The organism is Lishizhenia tianjinensis (genome assembly GCF_900116425.1).
In the GTDB taxonomy this organism is placed as follows: domain Bacteria; phylum Bacteroidota; class Bacteroidia; order Flavobacteriales_D; family Crocinitomicaceae; genus Lishizhenia; species Lishizhenia tianjinensis.
Genome location: NZ_FPAS01000004.1, coordinates 77,611 through 93,850 on the forward strand (window position 1 = coordinate 77,611; position 16,240 = coordinate 93,850).

Consider the following 16,240-nt stretch of genomic DNA (forward strand, 5'->3'; position numbering starts at 1 on the left):
GAGGAATTATGCCTTTTCAGTTAACCAATCGTATCCTTTATCTTCTAATTCTAGTGCCAATTCTTTTGGACCAGTTTTGATGATTTGTCCATCTGCCAATACGTGAACTTTGTCTGGCACGATGTAGTCTAATAAACGTTGGTAGTGCGTAATAACTACAATAGCGTTTCCTTCGTTTTTCAACTTGTTTACACCATCCGCAACAATACGCAATGCATCGATATCTAAACCAGAATCTGTTTCATCCAAGATCGCTAATTTTGGCTCTAACATCGCCATTTGGAAGATCTCGTTTCTTTTCTTCTCACCACCAGAGAAACCTTCGTTTACAGAACGAGATGCCAATTTAGCATCCAACTGTACCAAGGCAGATTTCTCTTTTACACGCACCATGAAATCTTTTGCAGAGATAGGCTCTTCACCTTTGTACTCTCTAATTTCGTTGATAGACGTACGCAAGAAGTTGATGTTAGAAACACCAGGAATCTCAACAGGGTATTGGAACGCCAAAAACAAACCTTCTCTGGCTCTATCTTCTGTTTCCAACTCTAATAAATCTGTACCGTCGAAATCAACAGAACCTTCTGTTACTTCGTATCCATCTTTACCTGCTAATACAGAAGCCAACGTAGATTTACCTGCTCCGTTTGGTCCCATAATCGCGTGAACTTCTCCTGCTTTAACTTCTAAGTTTAATCCTTTTAAGATGTCCTTGTCTTCCACTTTAGCGTGGAGATTCTTTATTGTTAACATAACTGTTATTCTAAATTCAAAATTCAAAGTTTGGAGTTTTCCTCCTCCCCTTTAATTCTTCTGATTTTACTACTTAATTTTTTTCCTATCCTACTGAGTTCTCTAAAGAAATCGCCAATAATTTTTGCGCTTCTACTGCGAACTCCATCGGTAACTTGTTCAATACTTCTTTGGCGTAACCATTTACAATTAATGAGATGGCTTTCTCTTCAGAAATACCTCTTTGTAAACAGTAGAAGATTTGGTCTTCTCCAATTTTAGATGTTGTTGCCTCGTGCTCTATCTTCGCCGTTGGGTTCTTACATTCTATATATGGATAGGTATGCGCTCCTGAAGTATCTGTCATCAACAATGAATCACATTGTGAGAAGTTACGTGCGTTCTCCGCATTCTTGTGGATTTGTACCAAACCTCTGTACGAGTTGTGTGAATGTCCAGAAGAAATACCTTTAGAGATAATTGTACTCTTTGTATTCTTCCCTAAGTGAACCATTTTCGTTCCCGTATCTGCCATTTGGTAGTTATTGGTAACTGCCACAGAGTAAAACTCACCTACTGAGTTATCTCCTTTTAAGATACATGATGGGTATTTCCACGTTACTGCAGAACCTGTTTCCACCTGCGTCCAAGAAATTTTAGAATTAGTGTGACACATTCCACGCTTCGTTACGAAGTTGAAAATTCCACCTTTTCCATCTTTATCTCCAGGGTACCAGTTCTGAACCGTAGAATATTTAATTTCTGCATCGTCTAAAGCAATCAATTCAACCACTGCCGCGTGCAACTGGTTCTCATCACGCTGCGGTGCTGTACATCCTTCTAAGTACGATACATACGCTCCTTCATCTGCAACTACCAAAGTACGCTCAAACTGACCTGTACCTGATTCGTTGATTCTGAAGTAAGTTGATAATTCCATCGGACATCTCACTCCTTTTGGAATGTAACAGAAAGATCCATCTGTAAACACCGCCGAGTTTAATGCTGCGTAAAAGTTATCTGAAGTAGGAACAACTGTTCCTAAATATTTTTGAACTAAGTCTGGGTGCTCTTGTACTGCCTCAGAGAAAGACATAAAGATGATACCCAACTCTTTTAATTTCGATTTAAACGAAGTGGCTACAGAAACAGAGTCCATTACGAAATCCACTGCAGTACCTGTTAAACGCTGTTGTTCTTCCATAGAAATCCCCAATTTTTTCATGGTTTCTTTCATCTCTGGCTCAACATCGTCCCAAGATTCGTACTTCTTATTTTGCTTTGGAGCGGAGTAATACGTGATATCCTGAAAATCCGGTTTTTCGTATTTGATGTGCGCCCAATCTGGCTCCACCATGTTTGTCCAAACCTTGTAGGCATTCAACCTATACTCCAACAACCATTCTGGCTCGTTCTTCTTCGCAGAAATAAAGCGAATGATATCCTCGTTAAGTCCTTTCGGCGCCTTATCCGATTCAATATTCGTTGTAAACCCGAACTTATATTCCTGGTTCTTTAAATCTTCCGCTAATTCTTCCTCTGTATAGCCCATTTAAATTAGTTAATTTGATATTGGAAATTTGAAATTCCCTATACCTAATTGTTTATGTATTAATATTTATTTCCTCTGATTTCAGCACCCTTCAAATACTTGATAAATCCAGTAATTTGTTTTGATACATCCTCCAGATTAGAAATTAATTCATTCAATAATTCTTCTCCTATGTAGTTTCTATCTTTTGCTCTGTAAACCTGAGATTTGCTTTCATACAAAGAGCCTTGTGCATAACTTAAAAACAAGATAAACTCCTTGTTTCCCATACGCCCAAACCCTTCAGCGATGTTATCCATAATTGAACCTGAAGCTCTGTTTAATTGATCGTACAAACCAGCGTCGTCTTTAATCCCCGATGTTTGCATTACACTATAGATTTCCGCTACTAAAACTCGTGCATCCCTCCAAACTTGTAACTCTTCTAACTTCGTAAACGTCGCACTCTTTACTCCTTAATCAATCTCCAATTTCAAATTTCAAATTTCAAATCTACACAGAAAAGCTCTCTCCACATCCGCAGGTTCTGTCGGCGTTGGGGTTAGAGAAAATGAATCCCTTTCCGTTTAAGCCGCCAGAAAAATCCAGCGTTGTTCCTATTAGGTACAAGTAGCTTTTTTTGTCTACTACTATTTTTATCCCGTTATCTTCAAAGGCCTTGTCGCCCTCTTTATCTTCGTTATCAAAATCTAACTGATACATTAACCCAGAGCATCCACCACCTTGAACACCTACACGGATAAAGTACCCGTCTTTGCCGTCTTCAGCCATGAGCTTAAGCGCCTGCTGTTTTGCTGATTCTGTTACTTTAATCATATCTGTTAATGTTGCTTTCGTTATAAACTTGCTTACCGATTTATTTAGATTTAATTTAAATAGAATCAATAATTGGCGCAAAAATACCGAATTTACGGTATTGAAACAACTATTTAAAATGATATTATATAACGTTTTGTCATTTCTCTCTATTCTTCGCCTGCATAGCTTATTTTTAGGGTAATCCCCCCAAGAAACTTGGGAGTCGGGTCATCCGCTATATGTGTTTTGGTAAAAATCAATTCAACTAAGGCAACCAAGAGCTTGTACCTTCGCTTTGTTTGCCCAAGTTTTCATTCACTTTTACCCGCAACCCATGCCACTCCTCCCCCTATTACGATACACCTTTAGTTAAGAAAGCACTTTGCGTTCAAAAGACGACACATCTATTCCTGAAAAAACCATTACCTTTGCCCAAGTTTTATGACGATGAGCAAGAAAGAATTAGAAAACAAAATTGTAAGTGTATTAAAAACAATACACGATCCTGAAATCCCCGTAGACATCTACGAATTAGGGTTGATATACGAAGTGAAAATAGACAAGGAAAACAATGTTTTTATCGACATGACCTTGACTTCTCCAAATTGTCCGGTAGCAGAATCTTTACCTAAAGAGGTAGAAGACAAAACGGCGGCGATAGAAGAAGTAACTTCAGCAAAAGTGGAAATCGTTTTCGATCCACCTTGGGATAAAAGCATGATGAGTGAAGAAGCGCAGTTGGAATTAGGTTTCTTATAAAAACACTTTTTCAAGATGGACGAAATCGTAAATAAAGTAAAACAAAGCGGTCTTAAAACACTAGATTTAGCTCAGTTTATACCCCAAGAAAGTGTGGTTGTCTTTGACCTAAAAGATTACCTATGGCAAGAACTTATCTTAAAAGAGAAAGATTTTAGAGCCGCTTTAAAAGATTTCGACTGGATGAGTCTTGAAGGAAAAGCAGTGGCTATTATTTGCTCTGCAGACGCTATCGTTCCAACATGGGCCTTTATGTTAGTTGCTTCCTATTTGCAAAAGAATAACATTAAACACATCGTTGGTTCTCCAGACGAAATGTCTAAACAATTGATCAAAGCAAAAATTGAGGAAATCAATCCAAAAGACTATACAGATGCACGCATCATAGTTAAGGGTTGTGCTGACATTGCGGTTCCCAACTTTGCGATGACCTATTTGGTAACTTACCTACAAAATGAAGTGAAGAGTTTGATGTATGGTGAACCTTGTTCTACGGTTCCTATTTACAAAGCTCCGAAGAAATAGCTTCACACTTCCACCCTCTAGCAAGCGCTAATTCTAAAATATATTTTAATAAGTCCAGAGATCTTTCTTTGGACTTTTTGTTGTCGTGTAATACCACAATATCTCCCGACTTTAACTCCTTCAACTTTTCTTTAATTTCTTCCAAGGGTACTTTAGCATCGTAATCATAAGTTAAAAAAGACCACATGACAATGTGATAGTCTTTGAGCAAAGCAGCTCCTTTTACCCCATCTAAACGTCCGTAAGGCGGTCTAAACAACTTACTTTGAATATAGTGATTGGCTTCTTTTACATTTTCCAGGTATTCCTTCTTTCCAAACTTCAACGCATTCTTGTGGTGCATGGTATGGTTACCCACTGCATGACCTTCAGCTTTTAAGCGTTGAAAGAGTTCTGGATGATTTTTCACATTCTCTCCCACGCAAAAAAATGTAGCTTTTGCATTGTATTCCTTTAATAGATCAAGCACTTGCGGTGTTACACTGGGCTCAGGGCCATCATCAAAGGTGAGGAAAAGAATAGGCGTAGAAACAGAAAAACTCCAGTTTCGTTTAGGAAAAACCTTTTGAACGAAAACTGGAGTTTTAAAAAGTTGCATAAATCTTTTATTAGATAGGATCTACAGGACCCGCTCCTAATATTTGTTGTTGCATTGCTGAGTAAATGTAGTAGAACTCTGTTGCTCTAGATCCACCTACTACACGCTGACCTCTTTCTTGTTCTTTCAAACCTTTCACAATTCCTTCAACTGCAGAAGTCAATCTATTTTCAAGTCCGTTAGCATACTCCACTAAAGCCTCGTTAGAAGCACTAGCCGAATTCACCGTTGCTACAACTCTCAATAAGTTTGTTGTAGAAGAAATAAAGTCTTTACTATTCAAGTAAGCCATTTCAGCCGATGAATTTTCGAAGAAGTTCACGTAAGTTTCCAACTGCTCTAAGTATTGCTTCGCCAAGGCATCTGCCTCTTCGTTGGCATCCACTTGGTACATCATAATAATGTAGTTTGCCACTACACCATCTATGTAATTTGGAGCAATTTGTTGCGGCTGTATAGATCCACCATTGTTTACACGAACGGTTAAACCTCCATTTGCCATAGGCTCACCCATGTCTAACACCTTATCCAATGGAATTTCTTCTAGAGACTTGTTTAAGATCATCAATACTGTATCTCTCACCGCTTCACCTTCTTTTAAGAGTTGATCACGCTGTGTTTTTAAAGAATCTATTCTTGCTTGATCTGAAGGGTTATTCAACAATTCAAGGTTCCCCAATTGTGCGTCTATCGCTCTCACTTGTTGTCCGTACTTGGTAGAGTAAATCTCTTCGTAATCAGAAGCCAACTGGAAGAAATCTCTTCTGTACTGATTGGTGTGTCTTCTTACATAGTAATCTGCAACTACGCTTTCCCCTTTCAAGTTACCAAATCTGTATTCGTTCATGTAGCAATCGTAAGTTGCCAAGCGAGAATTTGTTTTCGCTGCCTGACCTCTCAATGGAGTTAAGGCGTAAACAGAACCACTTTGTACTAAAGCACCTGCTTGGTAGAAAGCCTTACTTACATCAGATCCGTAAGGAGAAGAGTAGTATACTGCTCTTTCCCATTCGCTGTTTACAATCGCATCTAACATCATTACTTCCTCACGTGTTAAACGAGAAACATCCGATCTAAATACTGGTCCTTTAGCGAAACTAATACGCATTTCCTCAGGACACATTTCCTTCTCTCCTTCTGTAATCAATCCAGACTTCACAACTTTATCCGCATCTATATCGAAAATCAATCCTTTAGAAGGGAAGAAACGAACTGTACCTCCATTGTTAGGAGCAGTAAACATGTAATCATCATTTCTTAAGAAGGCCATCACATATTTCGCCGGTAAGTAGTCGAAAGAAGACTCCCAATTTTGGCTTGCCTCAAACAACTGTTGAATCAAGTTTCTATCTGCTTCCAACTCACCTTTTTGGTACATGTCTAAAATCTTGTCTACCGTACCCGTAATTGTAAGGTAATCCTCAATTCCTGGATTCTCTAAGGTCTCCATTAACTTGGCCTGTAAAACAGGTAAGTTTTGGTTCATTTTCGCACTCTTCGCCGTCATAGACCCCATAGCATTTGCTAAGCTAGATCTGAACGAAAGAATAGCCCTATTAAATGCTACTGTATTGTGCTTTATCTTCAATTCCATTACCTCCTTAAACAATTCAGGCTTTCGTGTAGAAAGATCTTTTAAGAAGTAGTTGTTCAACTCTATAACATCTGAACTACCTGCGTGCATTAAGATTTGATCTTCCGTAAACTTAATTGGTAAAGGATCTGAATCGTACGCGCGCATTTTCATTTGGTTGGTGTACCAGTCTGTTTGCATTAACGATAAGTTACAAACACGAACATCTGTACGCTTACCTTCTACTTCTTGTAAGTACCACAACGGGAAAGTATCGTTATCTCCATTGGTAAACAAGATAGAGTTTTGCTCACATCCGATTAAGTAGTTATACGCTAAGTCACGCGCAAAGTATCTATCACTTCTGTCGTGATCATCCCAACCTTGAACCCCTAAAATGATAGGTGCAACCATAGCAATCACTATGGCTCCTATAGAAGCTCCAGAAGAATTCTTAACCATCTTGTTCATAATCACGAATAAGAAGATAATTGCAAAGGCTATGGCAACGATAACTATACCTGAAAGGATTACATTCATTCCCTCTCCAAAAGCAATCGCGGCACAGAAGGCCAATAAAACTCCTGCCGAAGCAAACAATTTAGATCTATCCTCTTTTGTGAAATTCTTGTACGCCTCAAATAAACCGTATACTGATAAACCTATCCAGAAGGCAAAAGCATAGAAAGATGCTGCATAGGCATAATCTCTTTCTCTTGGTTCAAATGGTTTTTGGTTCAAGTATACCAAAATTGCAAACCCCGTAAAGAAGAACAATAAGGTTACTACAAAGGCATCTTTCGGTGCTTTTCTGTAGTGGAAGAACATCCCAATTAAACCAAATATTAATGGAAGGAAGTAGAAACTGTTGTTACTTGGATTAGATTTAGACGGGTGAGGTTCGTTCTCTCCCATAGCTCCTAAACGTTGTTCATCTAAGAAATCAAATCCAGATTTGTAGTTTCCTCGCATGGCATCTCCATGTCCTTGTATGTCGTTCTGTCGACCTGCAAAGTTCCACATGAAATAACGCATGTACATCCACCCCACCTGATAATCTAAGAAGTACTGAATATTGTTAGCAAACGTAGGCAATGGTTTTTCATCACTACCTAACTGGCTCGACTTCACTCTTCTGTTTTCATCGTAACCAGACCATTGTTTGTACCCGTTAATTTTGTTCGCATCTGAAGAGAAGAACATACGTGGGAAAATGGTGTTTTGAGAATAAGTAGGTACTTGATTTTCTCTACTGTTGGCATTGGTCTCAAAGTACTTTTCAACGATATCGTAGCTTTTACCTGATTCTTCAACGTAAGCTAGTGCGTCTTTTTCCTCTTTGAATGATTTGATTTCAGCACCACCTTTTGAAGTGATTACAAATCTTCTGTCGTAGAATGGAGAACGATCTCCCCATTTACTTCTATCCTCATTCATTTTAGAGTTCCAGTACGGTCCGTAGCCTATAGGCCAAGATCCGTATTGCTCACGTTTCAAGTAAGCATGAAGCGTTACTAAGTTCTCTGGGTTGTTTTCATCCAAAGGTGGGTTAGCATCAGAACGAATAACTATGGTTGCGAAAGAACCATACCCTATGAATAAGACAATTAATCCTAAAATTGCTGAATTGGCGAATCTCCAATCTTTCTTACGTGTAAAGTATAATCCGAATACTAAGAGACCGAACAATATTACAAAGAAAGTAATGGCTCCACTCATGAAAGGAAGTCCTAATGAGTTCTTAAACCATACCTCCATAGAACTTGCTAAGTCAATAGTTTTTGGAATAACACCATTTTGAACAAAGCCCAAAACTACAACTCCAATTACACCTGTAAGTATAAAAGTTTTAAGGTCTACCTTCTCCTTGTAGTTAAACATGATAACGTAGGCCATACAAGGCAATACCAATAATCCTAATAAGTGGACCCCGATAGCCAATCCAAACAAGAACATGATTAAGATCATCCAACGCATAGGACGTATCTCTGGTGAAAGTTCTCCGTGTTTGATTGCCGATGTTTCTTCGTCCCACTTTAACAAGGCCCAGAAAATTACTGCGGTAAACAAAGAAGACATGGCGTAAACCTCACCTTCTACTGCAGAGAACCAGAAAGACTCTGTAAATGTGTAGGCCAATGCCCCCACTACTCCAGAACCTAATATTGCAATCTGCTGTGCTTTTGACAAAGTTCTGTTTCCTCCATTAAAGGCCATTTTTTTAGCCAACATGGTAATGGACCAGAACATAAATAATATACTAAATGAACTACTCAAGGCCGACATACGGTTAATCCATAAAGCTGCCGACTCAGGTGATGTAAAGAAGGTAAATAATCTACCAAACAACATAAAAAGTGGTGCCCCTGGAGGGTGACCTACCTCTAATTTATAAGCTGCTGTGATGTATTCTCCACAGTCCCATAAAGAAACTGTATCTTCTAGCGTGATAAAGTAAACAGCGGTTGCGATTAGAAAAACCAACCAACCGATTGTTACATTAAGCGATTTATAGTTCATAATTTTGTCTTAGTACAGTACGCGAATTTAACAATCTTAGCGAGTCTGTTGTCATCTAAAAAACTAAAAAATGCTAACGGCTAAGTTTTAGTTCTTAATTTTAAGCGAGTTATAATTTTTTTTGAAATTTTTTAGTGAAAAGGCTTTGTGTTTCTCATTTTATTCATAAATTTGCAACCGCAATCGCTGACAAAGAAAGTTGAAAGCAATTGAAAATTGGCCTATGGTGTAACTGGCAACACGTCTGATTTTGGTTCAGAAGAGTCTAGGTTCGAGCCCTAGTAGGCCAACAAAAAAAACGAAGTTCTAAAGAGCTTCGTTTTTTTTATATCTAAACTTTTCTAGTGTTACTTTTTAGTATCACGCGATACAATCGCGCGATAGCTACTCAGGCTGAAGGTTTTGCCAAAGATATATACTCGGTGCTTGGTAGTAAATACAACCACACGTTTTCCAGAATTCTTTTACCGGCAGGTAATCCGATTTCATAACTACTCCATAATTTTTCTTATCAAAATCGTGCAAGTAATCTACTCCTTCCAAATAAAACTCCTCTATCTGGAGAATATTAATGAACTCCTTGTCTTTATCGTGTTTGGTATTCAATTCGCGAACACTTTTGTAGTAAAGTAAATTTTCAAAATTACCGATAGCTGGAACATTCATTCCCTCGGTATATCGAAACACCAGCGTGATTTCACTCCTCAGCCTATTTATCTCTGAATTAAAAAGTTTATAACTACGTACATAATTTAAATCTGAGATTACCCACTTTACTATCTCCCCCATGCGCTCGTAATAACCAACATGTAGGCTGTCTTGGTTTAATATCAGAACCTTTAAGCTGTCCACAACTTGGTAAATTAACTGATTTCTATCTCCGTAATTAAAGGGAAGGTATCTAAAAGGAGGATAGGGAACATTGGCACCATAATAAACACCTACATTGTGTTGAGGAACTTCTGCTACAAGCTTTTCATTGGAAAAAGAGCGATACTCTTTGGTGTAGCGTCTGTATTTATCTTTCTTAATTTTTGAAACATAATCTGCTTTGCCATCCTTGTAATAGCTTAGGGAATCATCGTTGTACTGGTAGCCTCTATAACAAACTTTTAGGCGTTCATACTTCGGTTCTTTTTGACCTGCACCAATTGACACCTCCTCGAATTCAAACACCCTTTCGACTAAGCGAATGCTATCTCTCGAATCTAACTCATGCCATGGAATTTCAAGAGCTTCATAAAAATAATGCTTAAAAACCAAGGTATCATGGATTTGAAGTTTCTCTAATTTCTCTTGGGGAATTTGTCCTAAATGATTGGTTTGGGCGTAAAAGCGCCTGTTTCCTGAGATCACTTCAACCTGCGAAATAGGATGATTATTCACATCTAAAACAACAAGTTGGGCATGGGCAACTTGCAAACAAAGAAGACATAAAATTAGAAAATTAATTTTTCTGGGTGAGCGCGTTTTAGAAACTATCATAGATGGATGTAGATGACTTTTTAATTCAAAGATCTAAAATAGTATTGCTTTTGATTCAGAGCGAATAAGGATGTAGGGTTTAACAAAGTTTGGGTAGTATCAATATCACGCGATACAATCGCGCTATAGTAAAGGACAAAATCTTATCCTTATATTCATCGCTTTAACCACAAAAAAAGCGCACCCTTTAAGGAATGCGCTTCATACATATTTCTCTTTAATACTACTTCATAAAAGGAGCTATCATCAAATACACTACTACACCTGAAGTGGCTACAAAGAACCAAATAGGGAAAGCATATCTAACCATTTTCTTGTGTTTCTTATAATTTCCCATCCAAGCAAAGGTATAAGCCATCATTACCAAAGGAATTACACCTATACTTAAAACAATGTGCGCCGCCAACAAAGGATAGTAAATAGCCCCCCATTCGCCTTCATACTTGGTTGTATCACTTGTTAAATGGTAAACCACGTAAGATGCTAAAAACAATAAACTGAGCACTAATGCAAAACGAATAAGTCTGCGGTGTGCTGGAATATTTCCCTTTTTAATCATGTACAAAGCAGATACTAAGACTATAGAAGTAATCGCGTTAATGGTTGCGTAAATAGGTGGTAAGAAACTGGTGTCTACACCCTTTACTTTTGGCATTCCGAACAATACTGCTACCACCACTGGTATTGCAATGGAAATTATCCAAGTCCACGTTTTAAACTGTTTTATTTGCGCAGGTGTTTTTGCTTCCATAACTCTTACTTTTCGTCGTATTCTTCGTTTAACAATCTTCTAATATCTCTTTCTAGGCGTTTTAAGTTTTCGGCACCTTTGCCATCTCTTTCTAAAACATCATACACGCCACGTACATGTTTTGTTCTATCCACTAGGATAAAATGTGGACTATGTGCATATCCCCCTTCTGCATTGGGTTCATTAATGGCATTGATAAAAAAGCTTTGTGTACCTAAATGATGTACGAAGGCTTCTTTCTCTCCCGTTAAGAAAAACCAGTTGTTGGCAGTGATTCCATGTCTATCCATGTATACACGTAAACGATTTACAGTATCTCTTTCAGGATCTATACTAAAGGATAAGAATTGAAGCTTATCGGCTATATCCTTTGTACTTTCTGCTAGCTTATCCATTTGTCCTGTCATAGGTGGGCAAATAGTAGGACAATGCGTAAAGAAGAACTTTGCAATACTTATCTTACCTTCTAAATCTTTGTTGGTGAAAGGCAAAGAATCTTGGGTTAAAAACTGAAACTCTTCTTCGATGAAATCAAAGATAGTATCACCTTTATTGAAACCTGCTTCTGTACCTGTTGCTATTTCATGATGCCCCAAATGCGGAAGTACATATTTGGGCTTACTCTCGCAAGCCAACAATACAAACATCAAGATGATACCGAATAGATACTTCATATTACTTTGCTTCTTCTTTTGCTTTCGCTGCTGCTTTATCGTACTGCTTTTCCAGTAGAGATATGTGTTCATTTAAATCTCTAACCATACCTTCTGTTTTCCCCGAACGCAACATACGCACATGGTTTTCCTTATCCACGATTATCATCGTTTCTAACCAAGGTTTACCTCTATACGCATTTTCCTCACGAGCTTCCATAAGGCTCATATCCTTATTTGTGATGTCATAGATTTGCTTAGGATCTCCCTTTACTAACATCCATACATCCGGGTTGTAACCTTCGATTTCATCTTTTACCGTGAAATCGATTGCTCCTAAATCATCCAAAGGATTACCTTCTTCATCTACAAGAATAGACACGAATTTGATGTGAGATGCGTTACGCTGCAACTTTCTATACTTCTGGTAAATCAACAGGTTAAAACGCGCCATATCGATTGCACAATCAACAGGACAGGTGTTTTGTATGGTAGAAAAGATAACGATGTTACCCTTCATACTTTCATTAGAGATCGTTTTACCATCTGCTGTAGTGAAGCTATATTCACCTACATTACCGTAATCTCCTAATTCTTGAAATTTGTTTTCGCACTTGTTCATGGAAAACAATACCAATAAAGAAGCCGGTCCAAAGACAAGCAACATCATTAATATTGCTCTACCTCGACCGGCTTTAGTTTTTTGTGTAGCCACTATATATGTGTTTTGCTAATTTTTACATTGCAAGGTGCACTGCACTACCTTCAGTGAATGCAATAAACATTAAGTAAACAATGAACAATGCATATGGTAACAAGATTACCCACTTCAATGATTTTCTTTCATCACCTAAGTGCATAAATACCATCACAATGTAACCTGCTTTCAAAAGTGTTAATGCGATGAATAAGATTTTAACGGTTAACCAAGCTCCTGAACCTTGCTTCACCATCGCTCCTAAGATTACTTCAACTGCAGTAACTACAGTAAGTAACAAAGTCACCATCCAAATTTTCTTTCTGATCTTAACTCCTTGCTCTTCTGAGTGGTGTCCGTCTAAAGAATATTCTATTATATCGTCTCTTTCCATTTCTATTTCTTTAATGCGTTAGTACTGTTTGCTTTTCTACCTGTTAGATTAAGTAGAAGAAAGTAAATACGAATACCCAAACTAAATCGACAAAGTGCCAGTATAATCCAGTTTTCTCAACCATTTCGTAGTGACCTCTTTGGTGGTAAATACCTCTAAGAACTCCTAAGAAGATGATGATGTTAATGATAACTCCTGAGAATACGTGGAATCCGTGGAAACCTGTGATGAAGAAGAAGAACTGTCCGTATTGGTCTGGACCGTACTCATTCTGTGTCATGTTAGCTCCGTAGATAACCGCACCTTTCGTTAATGCTTCGTAGTACTCAGCTACAGCACCTTCTTCTGCAGTAACTCTTGTAGACTCATCTGCTGCTGAAGAGATAGCGTGTTTTGTACCTGCCTCTTTAATGATCAATTGTAAATTCTCATCTGCCGCTTTATTAACTTTAGCAACTGACCCATCGTGTAAGTGAATTGTTAAGTTATCAGCAGTACCGTGTAAGTGACCTGCTTGCGCTGCATGTTGGAATTCGTGTAATAAATCTTCTGTAACTAAATCACCTACTGCGTGGTGGTGACCTGCTTCAATTACTTCAAAATTTTCGATAGCTCCGAAATCTCCTTTAACTACAGCTACAGAACCGTCGTTTAAAGTTACTTTTCCGAATGGAGTACCGTGGATAAAGTGAGACCATTCCCAAGCCTGAGAACCTAAGAAGAAGAAACCACCAATAATCGTAGCCAACATCCACTTAATAACACCTTTCTTATCCATTCTATGACCAGCTTCTACTGCCAATACCATCGTTACAGATGATACAATAAGGATGAAAGTCATCAAAGCCACGTAAGCCAACGGGTATCCGTTTCCTAAAAATGGTAATGCCTCAAAGGTCTCCTCACCTATAGGCCATGTTCCTTGTGTAGAGTACCTTGTATATCCGTAAGCAACTAACAATCCTCCGAAAGTTAAAGCATCCGATACAAGGAAAAACCACATCATTAATTTTCCGTAGCTTGCACTGAATGGAGATCCTTTTCCTCCCCAAAGCGTAGCACTATCAATTTCTTTTGTAGCGTGACCAGCCATAATAAAATTTATTTTTTTGCAAGTTTAATGAATAAAAAGTAAAAATAGTAACAAATAGACCCATAATGCACCTAAAAAATGCCAGAAAATTGCACCTGACTTTAAATTAACTGCATTAGAAGCATCCCATCGCCCTGTGAATGAACGAATTGTGTACACCAACATCATAAGTACAGCACAAATCACGTGAAGGAAGTGTAAACCTGTAATCATGAAAAGGTATGCTGTGCTCGTGTCTGAGTTACCTCTCAACAACTTATTCTGTAAATTATCGCTCAACACCTCTCCATTGTAATGAAGCTTTCTATCGATGTATTGCAATTCTTTTCCAGCGTAATATAAATGAAAATCTTCACCCATCTTACCTGAGATGAAAAAATCTCCTCTTTCATCTATAATATTTCTTGCCAAATGCGTTAAACGTTCGAACTCTAATAATTGCAGAGCCTCACCATTTGTTTTCACAAATTTACCATTCACCAAGCTCAAAGGCTCGTCCTTATATAGGAAGACAAACTTTTCTCCGTAAGCCGGCAAAGTAAAGATTTGATTAAAATCTGTTCCTAAATCGAAATTCAACATAAAGGTTCTTAAAGCTTGGGCTTCTTCTTCTGTAAGCAATTCACCTTTTTTCTCGTAGCTGTTTCCTTCTATATCTAAAAGTACACCATCCATCTTGATGCTGTAGTACTCACCGTAACGACCATCTGTCACCATGATTCTAGAAACGAAGTGTGCTCCTTCATTATTCAAGGCACTGTATCCTTTCCACTGACTAATTCCGAAAGCAATACCCAATATTGTTGTAAGCAATAAAAGCATAGACGTTTTTTTCATGTCTCCTGCCTTGATTGCTTTCACCGCCATGTATAAAGGCAAACTACTTGCTAAAATCAAAATAGTACTAATCCAAAATGCCGTAGGAAATTTCACTTTAATCCAGAATCCGTCTCCCATAGAAACGATGTAAGCAGAGGTTAAACCTGCAAAGAACATGGTGATACTGAAAATAAATACCCAAACCAATCCTTTCTTGGTCTTCTCCTTTTGTTCAGGGGGTAAAGAGTTTACAAAATTCTCTTTCATTGTATTGCGTTTTATTAAATTCTATTTCTAAACAAAGAACCTATCTAATACGTAGGTAAATTGTATAAGGGGTAAATAGATGATGGATGCAAACATCAATTTACGAGCATCTGCATCTTCTAAAGTTCTGTATAATTTAAAGGCGTATAAAAAGAATAACAATCCTAATACAGAAATGATCACTACGGTAATGTTACTTTGTACATAATCCAACAACCATGGAAAAAGGCTAAATGGAATTAAAAGTAAAGCGTAGAACATAATTTGGAAAGCTGATGCTTTTGATTTCCCTGATTTAGAAGGCAACAAATCGAAACCTCCTTGCTGGTAATCGTCGTGCGAAATCCAAGCGATGGCCCAGAAGTGAGGAAATTGCCACACAAACTGAACAAAGAATAAAGCTCCTGGTAATAATCCGAACTCACCCGTTACCGCTACGGCACCTATCATAGGTGAAATAGCTCCTGGAAAGGCCCCCACCAATACGGCCCATGGTGAAATACGCTTCATGGGGGTATATACGAAAGAGTAAGACACGTAAGACAAAAGTCCCAAAACTGCTGCATACAAATTCAATTGATACAACATCCACGTTCCAACGATTAAACAAACTGCTACCACAATAACACCTTCTCTTACCGACATATTTCCCTGTGGTAAAGGACGCATCTTGGTACGGTTCATTTGCGCGTCCAAGTCCTTTTCTATAATCTGATTGGTTCCATTACTGGCTCCGGTAACTAAAATACCACCGAGTAACAAATAAAGCAATTCTAAACCAGAGCTACTTTTCCCTTCAATTCCTAATGCAAATAAATATCCTGATAACGCCGAGACTACCACAGAAACGGATAATCTAATTTTTGTGAAAAGCATGTAATCTTTTCTTTTTGACGGCTTCTTTTCTACTTGAGAAGATGTAGTTTTTTCGCTCACAAATTTTGATTTAATAAATCGCTGGCAAATTTAGCCATAATTTGGGAAGAAGGGTAGAAGATTGACATTTCTTTCCCCTTTCGGACTG

General features: G+C 38.1%; 15 protein-coding genes, 1 tRNA gene and 1 pseudogene. 3 read left to right on the forward strand and 14 right to left on the reverse strand.

Features of this window, described 5'->3' with window-relative positions:
• Window positions 1–6 precede the first annotated feature (6 nt).
• From sufC to BM327_RS11880, 4 genes and pseudogenes are all read right to left on the reverse strand, one after another.
• On the reverse strand, window positions 7–753 hold the full coding sequence (gene sufC, locus BM327_RS11865; RefSeq protein ID WP_090250214.1) for a Fe-S cluster assembly ATPase SufC: 747 nt from the start codon (window positions 751–753) through the stop codon (window positions 7–9).
• An 85-nt stretch (window positions 754–838) separates the two neighbouring features.
• Window positions 839–2,284 (reverse strand): Fe-S cluster assembly protein SufB, encoded by a 1,446-nt coding sequence (gene sufB / locus BM327_RS11870; protein WP_090250218.1) that lies wholly within the window; start codon window positions 2,282–2,284, stop codon window positions 839–841.
• Between the two features lie 59 nt (window positions 2,285–2,343).
• Window positions 2,344–2,697: pseudogene (locus BM327_RS11875) on the reverse strand (four helix bundle protein); the annotation flags it as partial.
• 79 nt (window positions 2,698–2,776) lie between these two features.
• Complete coding sequence (locus tag BM327_RS11880) at window positions 2,777–3,100, reverse strand: HesB/IscA family protein (RefSeq protein WP_090250225.1); 324 nt, start codon at window positions 3,098–3,100, stop codon at window positions 2,777–2,779.
• Window positions 3,101–3,529: 429 nt separating this feature from the next.
• Between BM327_RS11880 and BM327_RS11885 the strand changes: the two genes are divergently transcribed.
• Together BM327_RS11885 and BM327_RS11890 are read left to right on the forward strand one after the other, a co-directional pair.
• Window positions 3,530–3,841 (forward strand): DUF59 domain-containing protein, encoded by a 312-nt coding sequence (locus tag BM327_RS11885; RefSeq protein ID WP_090250230.1) that lies wholly within the window; start codon window positions 3,530–3,532, stop codon window positions 3,839–3,841.
• Between the two features lie 15 nt (window positions 3,842–3,856).
• Window positions 3,857–4,366, forward strand: a complete 510-nt coding sequence (locus BM327_RS11890; protein ID WP_090250234.1) for a DUF2480 family protein — start codon at window positions 3,857–3,859, stop codon at window positions 4,364–4,366.
• On the opposite strand, the gene BM327_RS11895 is transcribed toward BM327_RS11890, so the two are convergent.
• Both BM327_RS11895 and BM327_RS11900 read right to left on the reverse strand, forming a co-directional pair.
• Complete coding sequence (locus tag BM327_RS11895) at window positions 4,341–4,964, reverse strand: polysaccharide deacetylase family protein (RefSeq protein ID WP_090250237.1); 624 nt, start codon at window positions 4,962–4,964, stop codon at window positions 4,341–4,343. The two genes, BM327_RS11890 and BM327_RS11895, sit on opposite strands and share 26 nt — an antisense overlap.
• Window positions 4,965–4,974: 10 nt before the next feature.
• On the reverse strand, window positions 4,975–9,057 hold the full coding sequence (locus tag BM327_RS11900) for a glycosyltransferase family 117 protein (RefSeq protein ID WP_090250242.1): 4,083 nt from the start codon (window positions 9,055–9,057) through the stop codon (window positions 4,975–4,977).
• 217 nt (window positions 9,058–9,274) lie between these two features.
• Here BM327_RS11900 and BM327_RS11905 point away from each other — a divergent pair.
• Window positions 9,275–9,347: transfer RNA gene (locus tag BM327_RS11905), tRNA-Gln, on the forward strand.
• 94 nt (window positions 9,348–9,441) lie between these two features.
• Here the strand turns inward: BM327_RS11905 and BM327_RS11910 are convergent.
• The 8 genes from BM327_RS11910 to cyoE form a co-directional block, all read right to left on the reverse strand.
• Window positions 9,442–10,542 carry a hypothetical protein gene (locus BM327_RS11910; protein ID WP_090250245.1) on the reverse strand — a complete coding sequence of 367 codons (1,101 nt, stop codon included), beginning with the start codon at window positions 10,540–10,542 and terminating at the stop codon, window positions 9,442–9,444.
• Window positions 10,543–10,765: 223 nt separating this feature from the next.
• Window positions 10,766–11,293, reverse strand: coding sequence for a DUF420 domain-containing protein (locus tag BM327_RS11915; RefSeq protein ID WP_090250248.1), 528 nt, complete (start codon window positions 11,291–11,293; stop codon window positions 10,766–10,768).
• Between the two features lie 5 nt (window positions 11,294–11,298).
• Window positions 11,299–11,967 (reverse strand): SCO family protein, encoded by a 669-nt coding sequence (locus tag BM327_RS11920; protein WP_170853752.1) that lies wholly within the window; start codon window positions 11,965–11,967, stop codon window positions 11,299–11,301.
• 1 nt (window position 11,968) lies between these two features.
• Window positions 11,969–12,661 carry an SCO family protein gene (locus tag BM327_RS11925; protein WP_090250256.1) on the reverse strand — a complete coding sequence of 231 codons (693 nt, stop codon included), beginning with the start codon at window positions 12,659–12,661 and terminating at the stop codon, window positions 11,969–11,971.
• Window positions 12,662–12,683: 22 nt separating this feature from the next.
• Entirely contained in the window at window positions 12,684–13,037 is a 354-nt protein-coding gene (locus tag BM327_RS11930; protein ID WP_090250262.1) for a cytochrome C oxidase subunit IV family protein, read from the reverse strand.
• Between the two features lie 43 nt (window positions 13,038–13,080).
• Window positions 13,081–14,130, reverse strand: a complete 1,050-nt coding sequence (locus BM327_RS11935) for a cytochrome c oxidase subunit 3 (RefSeq protein ID WP_170853753.1) — start codon at window positions 14,128–14,130, stop codon at window positions 13,081–13,083.
• 24 nt (window positions 14,131–14,154) lie between these two features.
• On the reverse strand, window positions 14,155–15,216 hold the full coding sequence (locus tag BM327_RS11940) for a cytochrome c oxidase subunit 3 (RefSeq protein ID WP_090250267.1): 1,062 nt from the start codon (window positions 15,214–15,216) through the stop codon (window positions 14,155–14,157).
• A gap of 27 nt (window positions 15,217–15,243) precedes the next feature.
• Window positions 15,244–16,152 (reverse strand): heme o synthase, encoded by a 909-nt coding sequence (cyoE, locus tag BM327_RS11945; RefSeq protein WP_090250271.1) that lies wholly within the window; start codon window positions 16,150–16,152, stop codon window positions 15,244–15,246.
• Window positions 16,153–16,240: the final 88 nt, after the last annotated feature.

What these genes read in the sequence shown, in the direction of transcription:
- sufC (WP_090250214.1), bottom strand. Translation starts at nt 753, where the DNA reads ATGTTAACAATAAAGAATCTCCACGCTAAAGTGGAAGACAAGGACATC.
- sufB (WP_090250218.1), bottom strand. Translation starts at nt 2,284, where the DNA reads ATGGGCTATACAGAGGAAGAATTAGCGGAAGATTTAAAGAACCAGGAA.
- BM327_RS11880 (WP_090250225.1), bottom strand. Translation starts at nt 3,100, where the DNA reads ATGATTAAAGTAACAGAATCAGCAAAACAGCAGGCGCTTAAGCTCATG.
- BM327_RS11885 (WP_090250230.1), top strand. Translation starts at nt 3,530, where the DNA reads ATGAGCAAGAAAGAATTAGAAAACAAAATTGTAAGTGTATTAAAAACA.
- BM327_RS11890 (WP_090250234.1), top strand. Translation starts at nt 3,857, where the DNA reads ATGGACGAAATCGTAAATAAAGTAAAACAAAGCGGTCTTAAAACACTA.
- BM327_RS11895 (WP_090250237.1), bottom strand. Translation starts at nt 4,964, where the DNA reads ATGCAACTTTTTAAAACTCCAGTTTTCGTTCAAAAGGTTTTTCCTAAA.
- BM327_RS11900 (WP_090250242.1), bottom strand. Translation starts at nt 9,057, where the DNA reads ATGAACTATAAATCGCTTAATGTAACAATCGGTTGGTTGGTTTTTCTA.
- BM327_RS11910 (WP_090250245.1), bottom strand. Translation starts at nt 10,542, where the DNA reads ATGATAGTTTCTAAAACGCGCTCACCCAGAAAAATTAATTTTCTAATT.
- BM327_RS11915 (WP_090250248.1), bottom strand. Translation starts at nt 11,293, where the DNA reads ATGGAAGCAAAAACACCTGCGCAAATAAAACAGTTTAAAACGTGGACT.
- BM327_RS11920 (WP_170853752.1), bottom strand. Translation starts at nt 11,967, where the DNA reads ATGAAGTATCTATTCGGTATCATCTTGATGTTTGTATTGTTGGCTTGC.
- BM327_RS11930 (WP_090250262.1), bottom strand. Translation starts at nt 13,037, where the DNA reads ATGGAAAGAGACGATATAATAGAATATTCTTTAGACGGACACCACTCA.
- BM327_RS11935 (WP_170853753.1), bottom strand. Translation starts at nt 14,130, where the DNA reads ATGGCTGGTCACGCTACAAAAGAAATTGATAGTGCTACGCTTTGGGGA.
- BM327_RS11940 (WP_090250267.1), bottom strand. Translation starts at nt 15,216, where the DNA reads ATGAAAGAGAATTTTGTAAACTCTTTACCCCCTGAACAAAAGGAGAAG.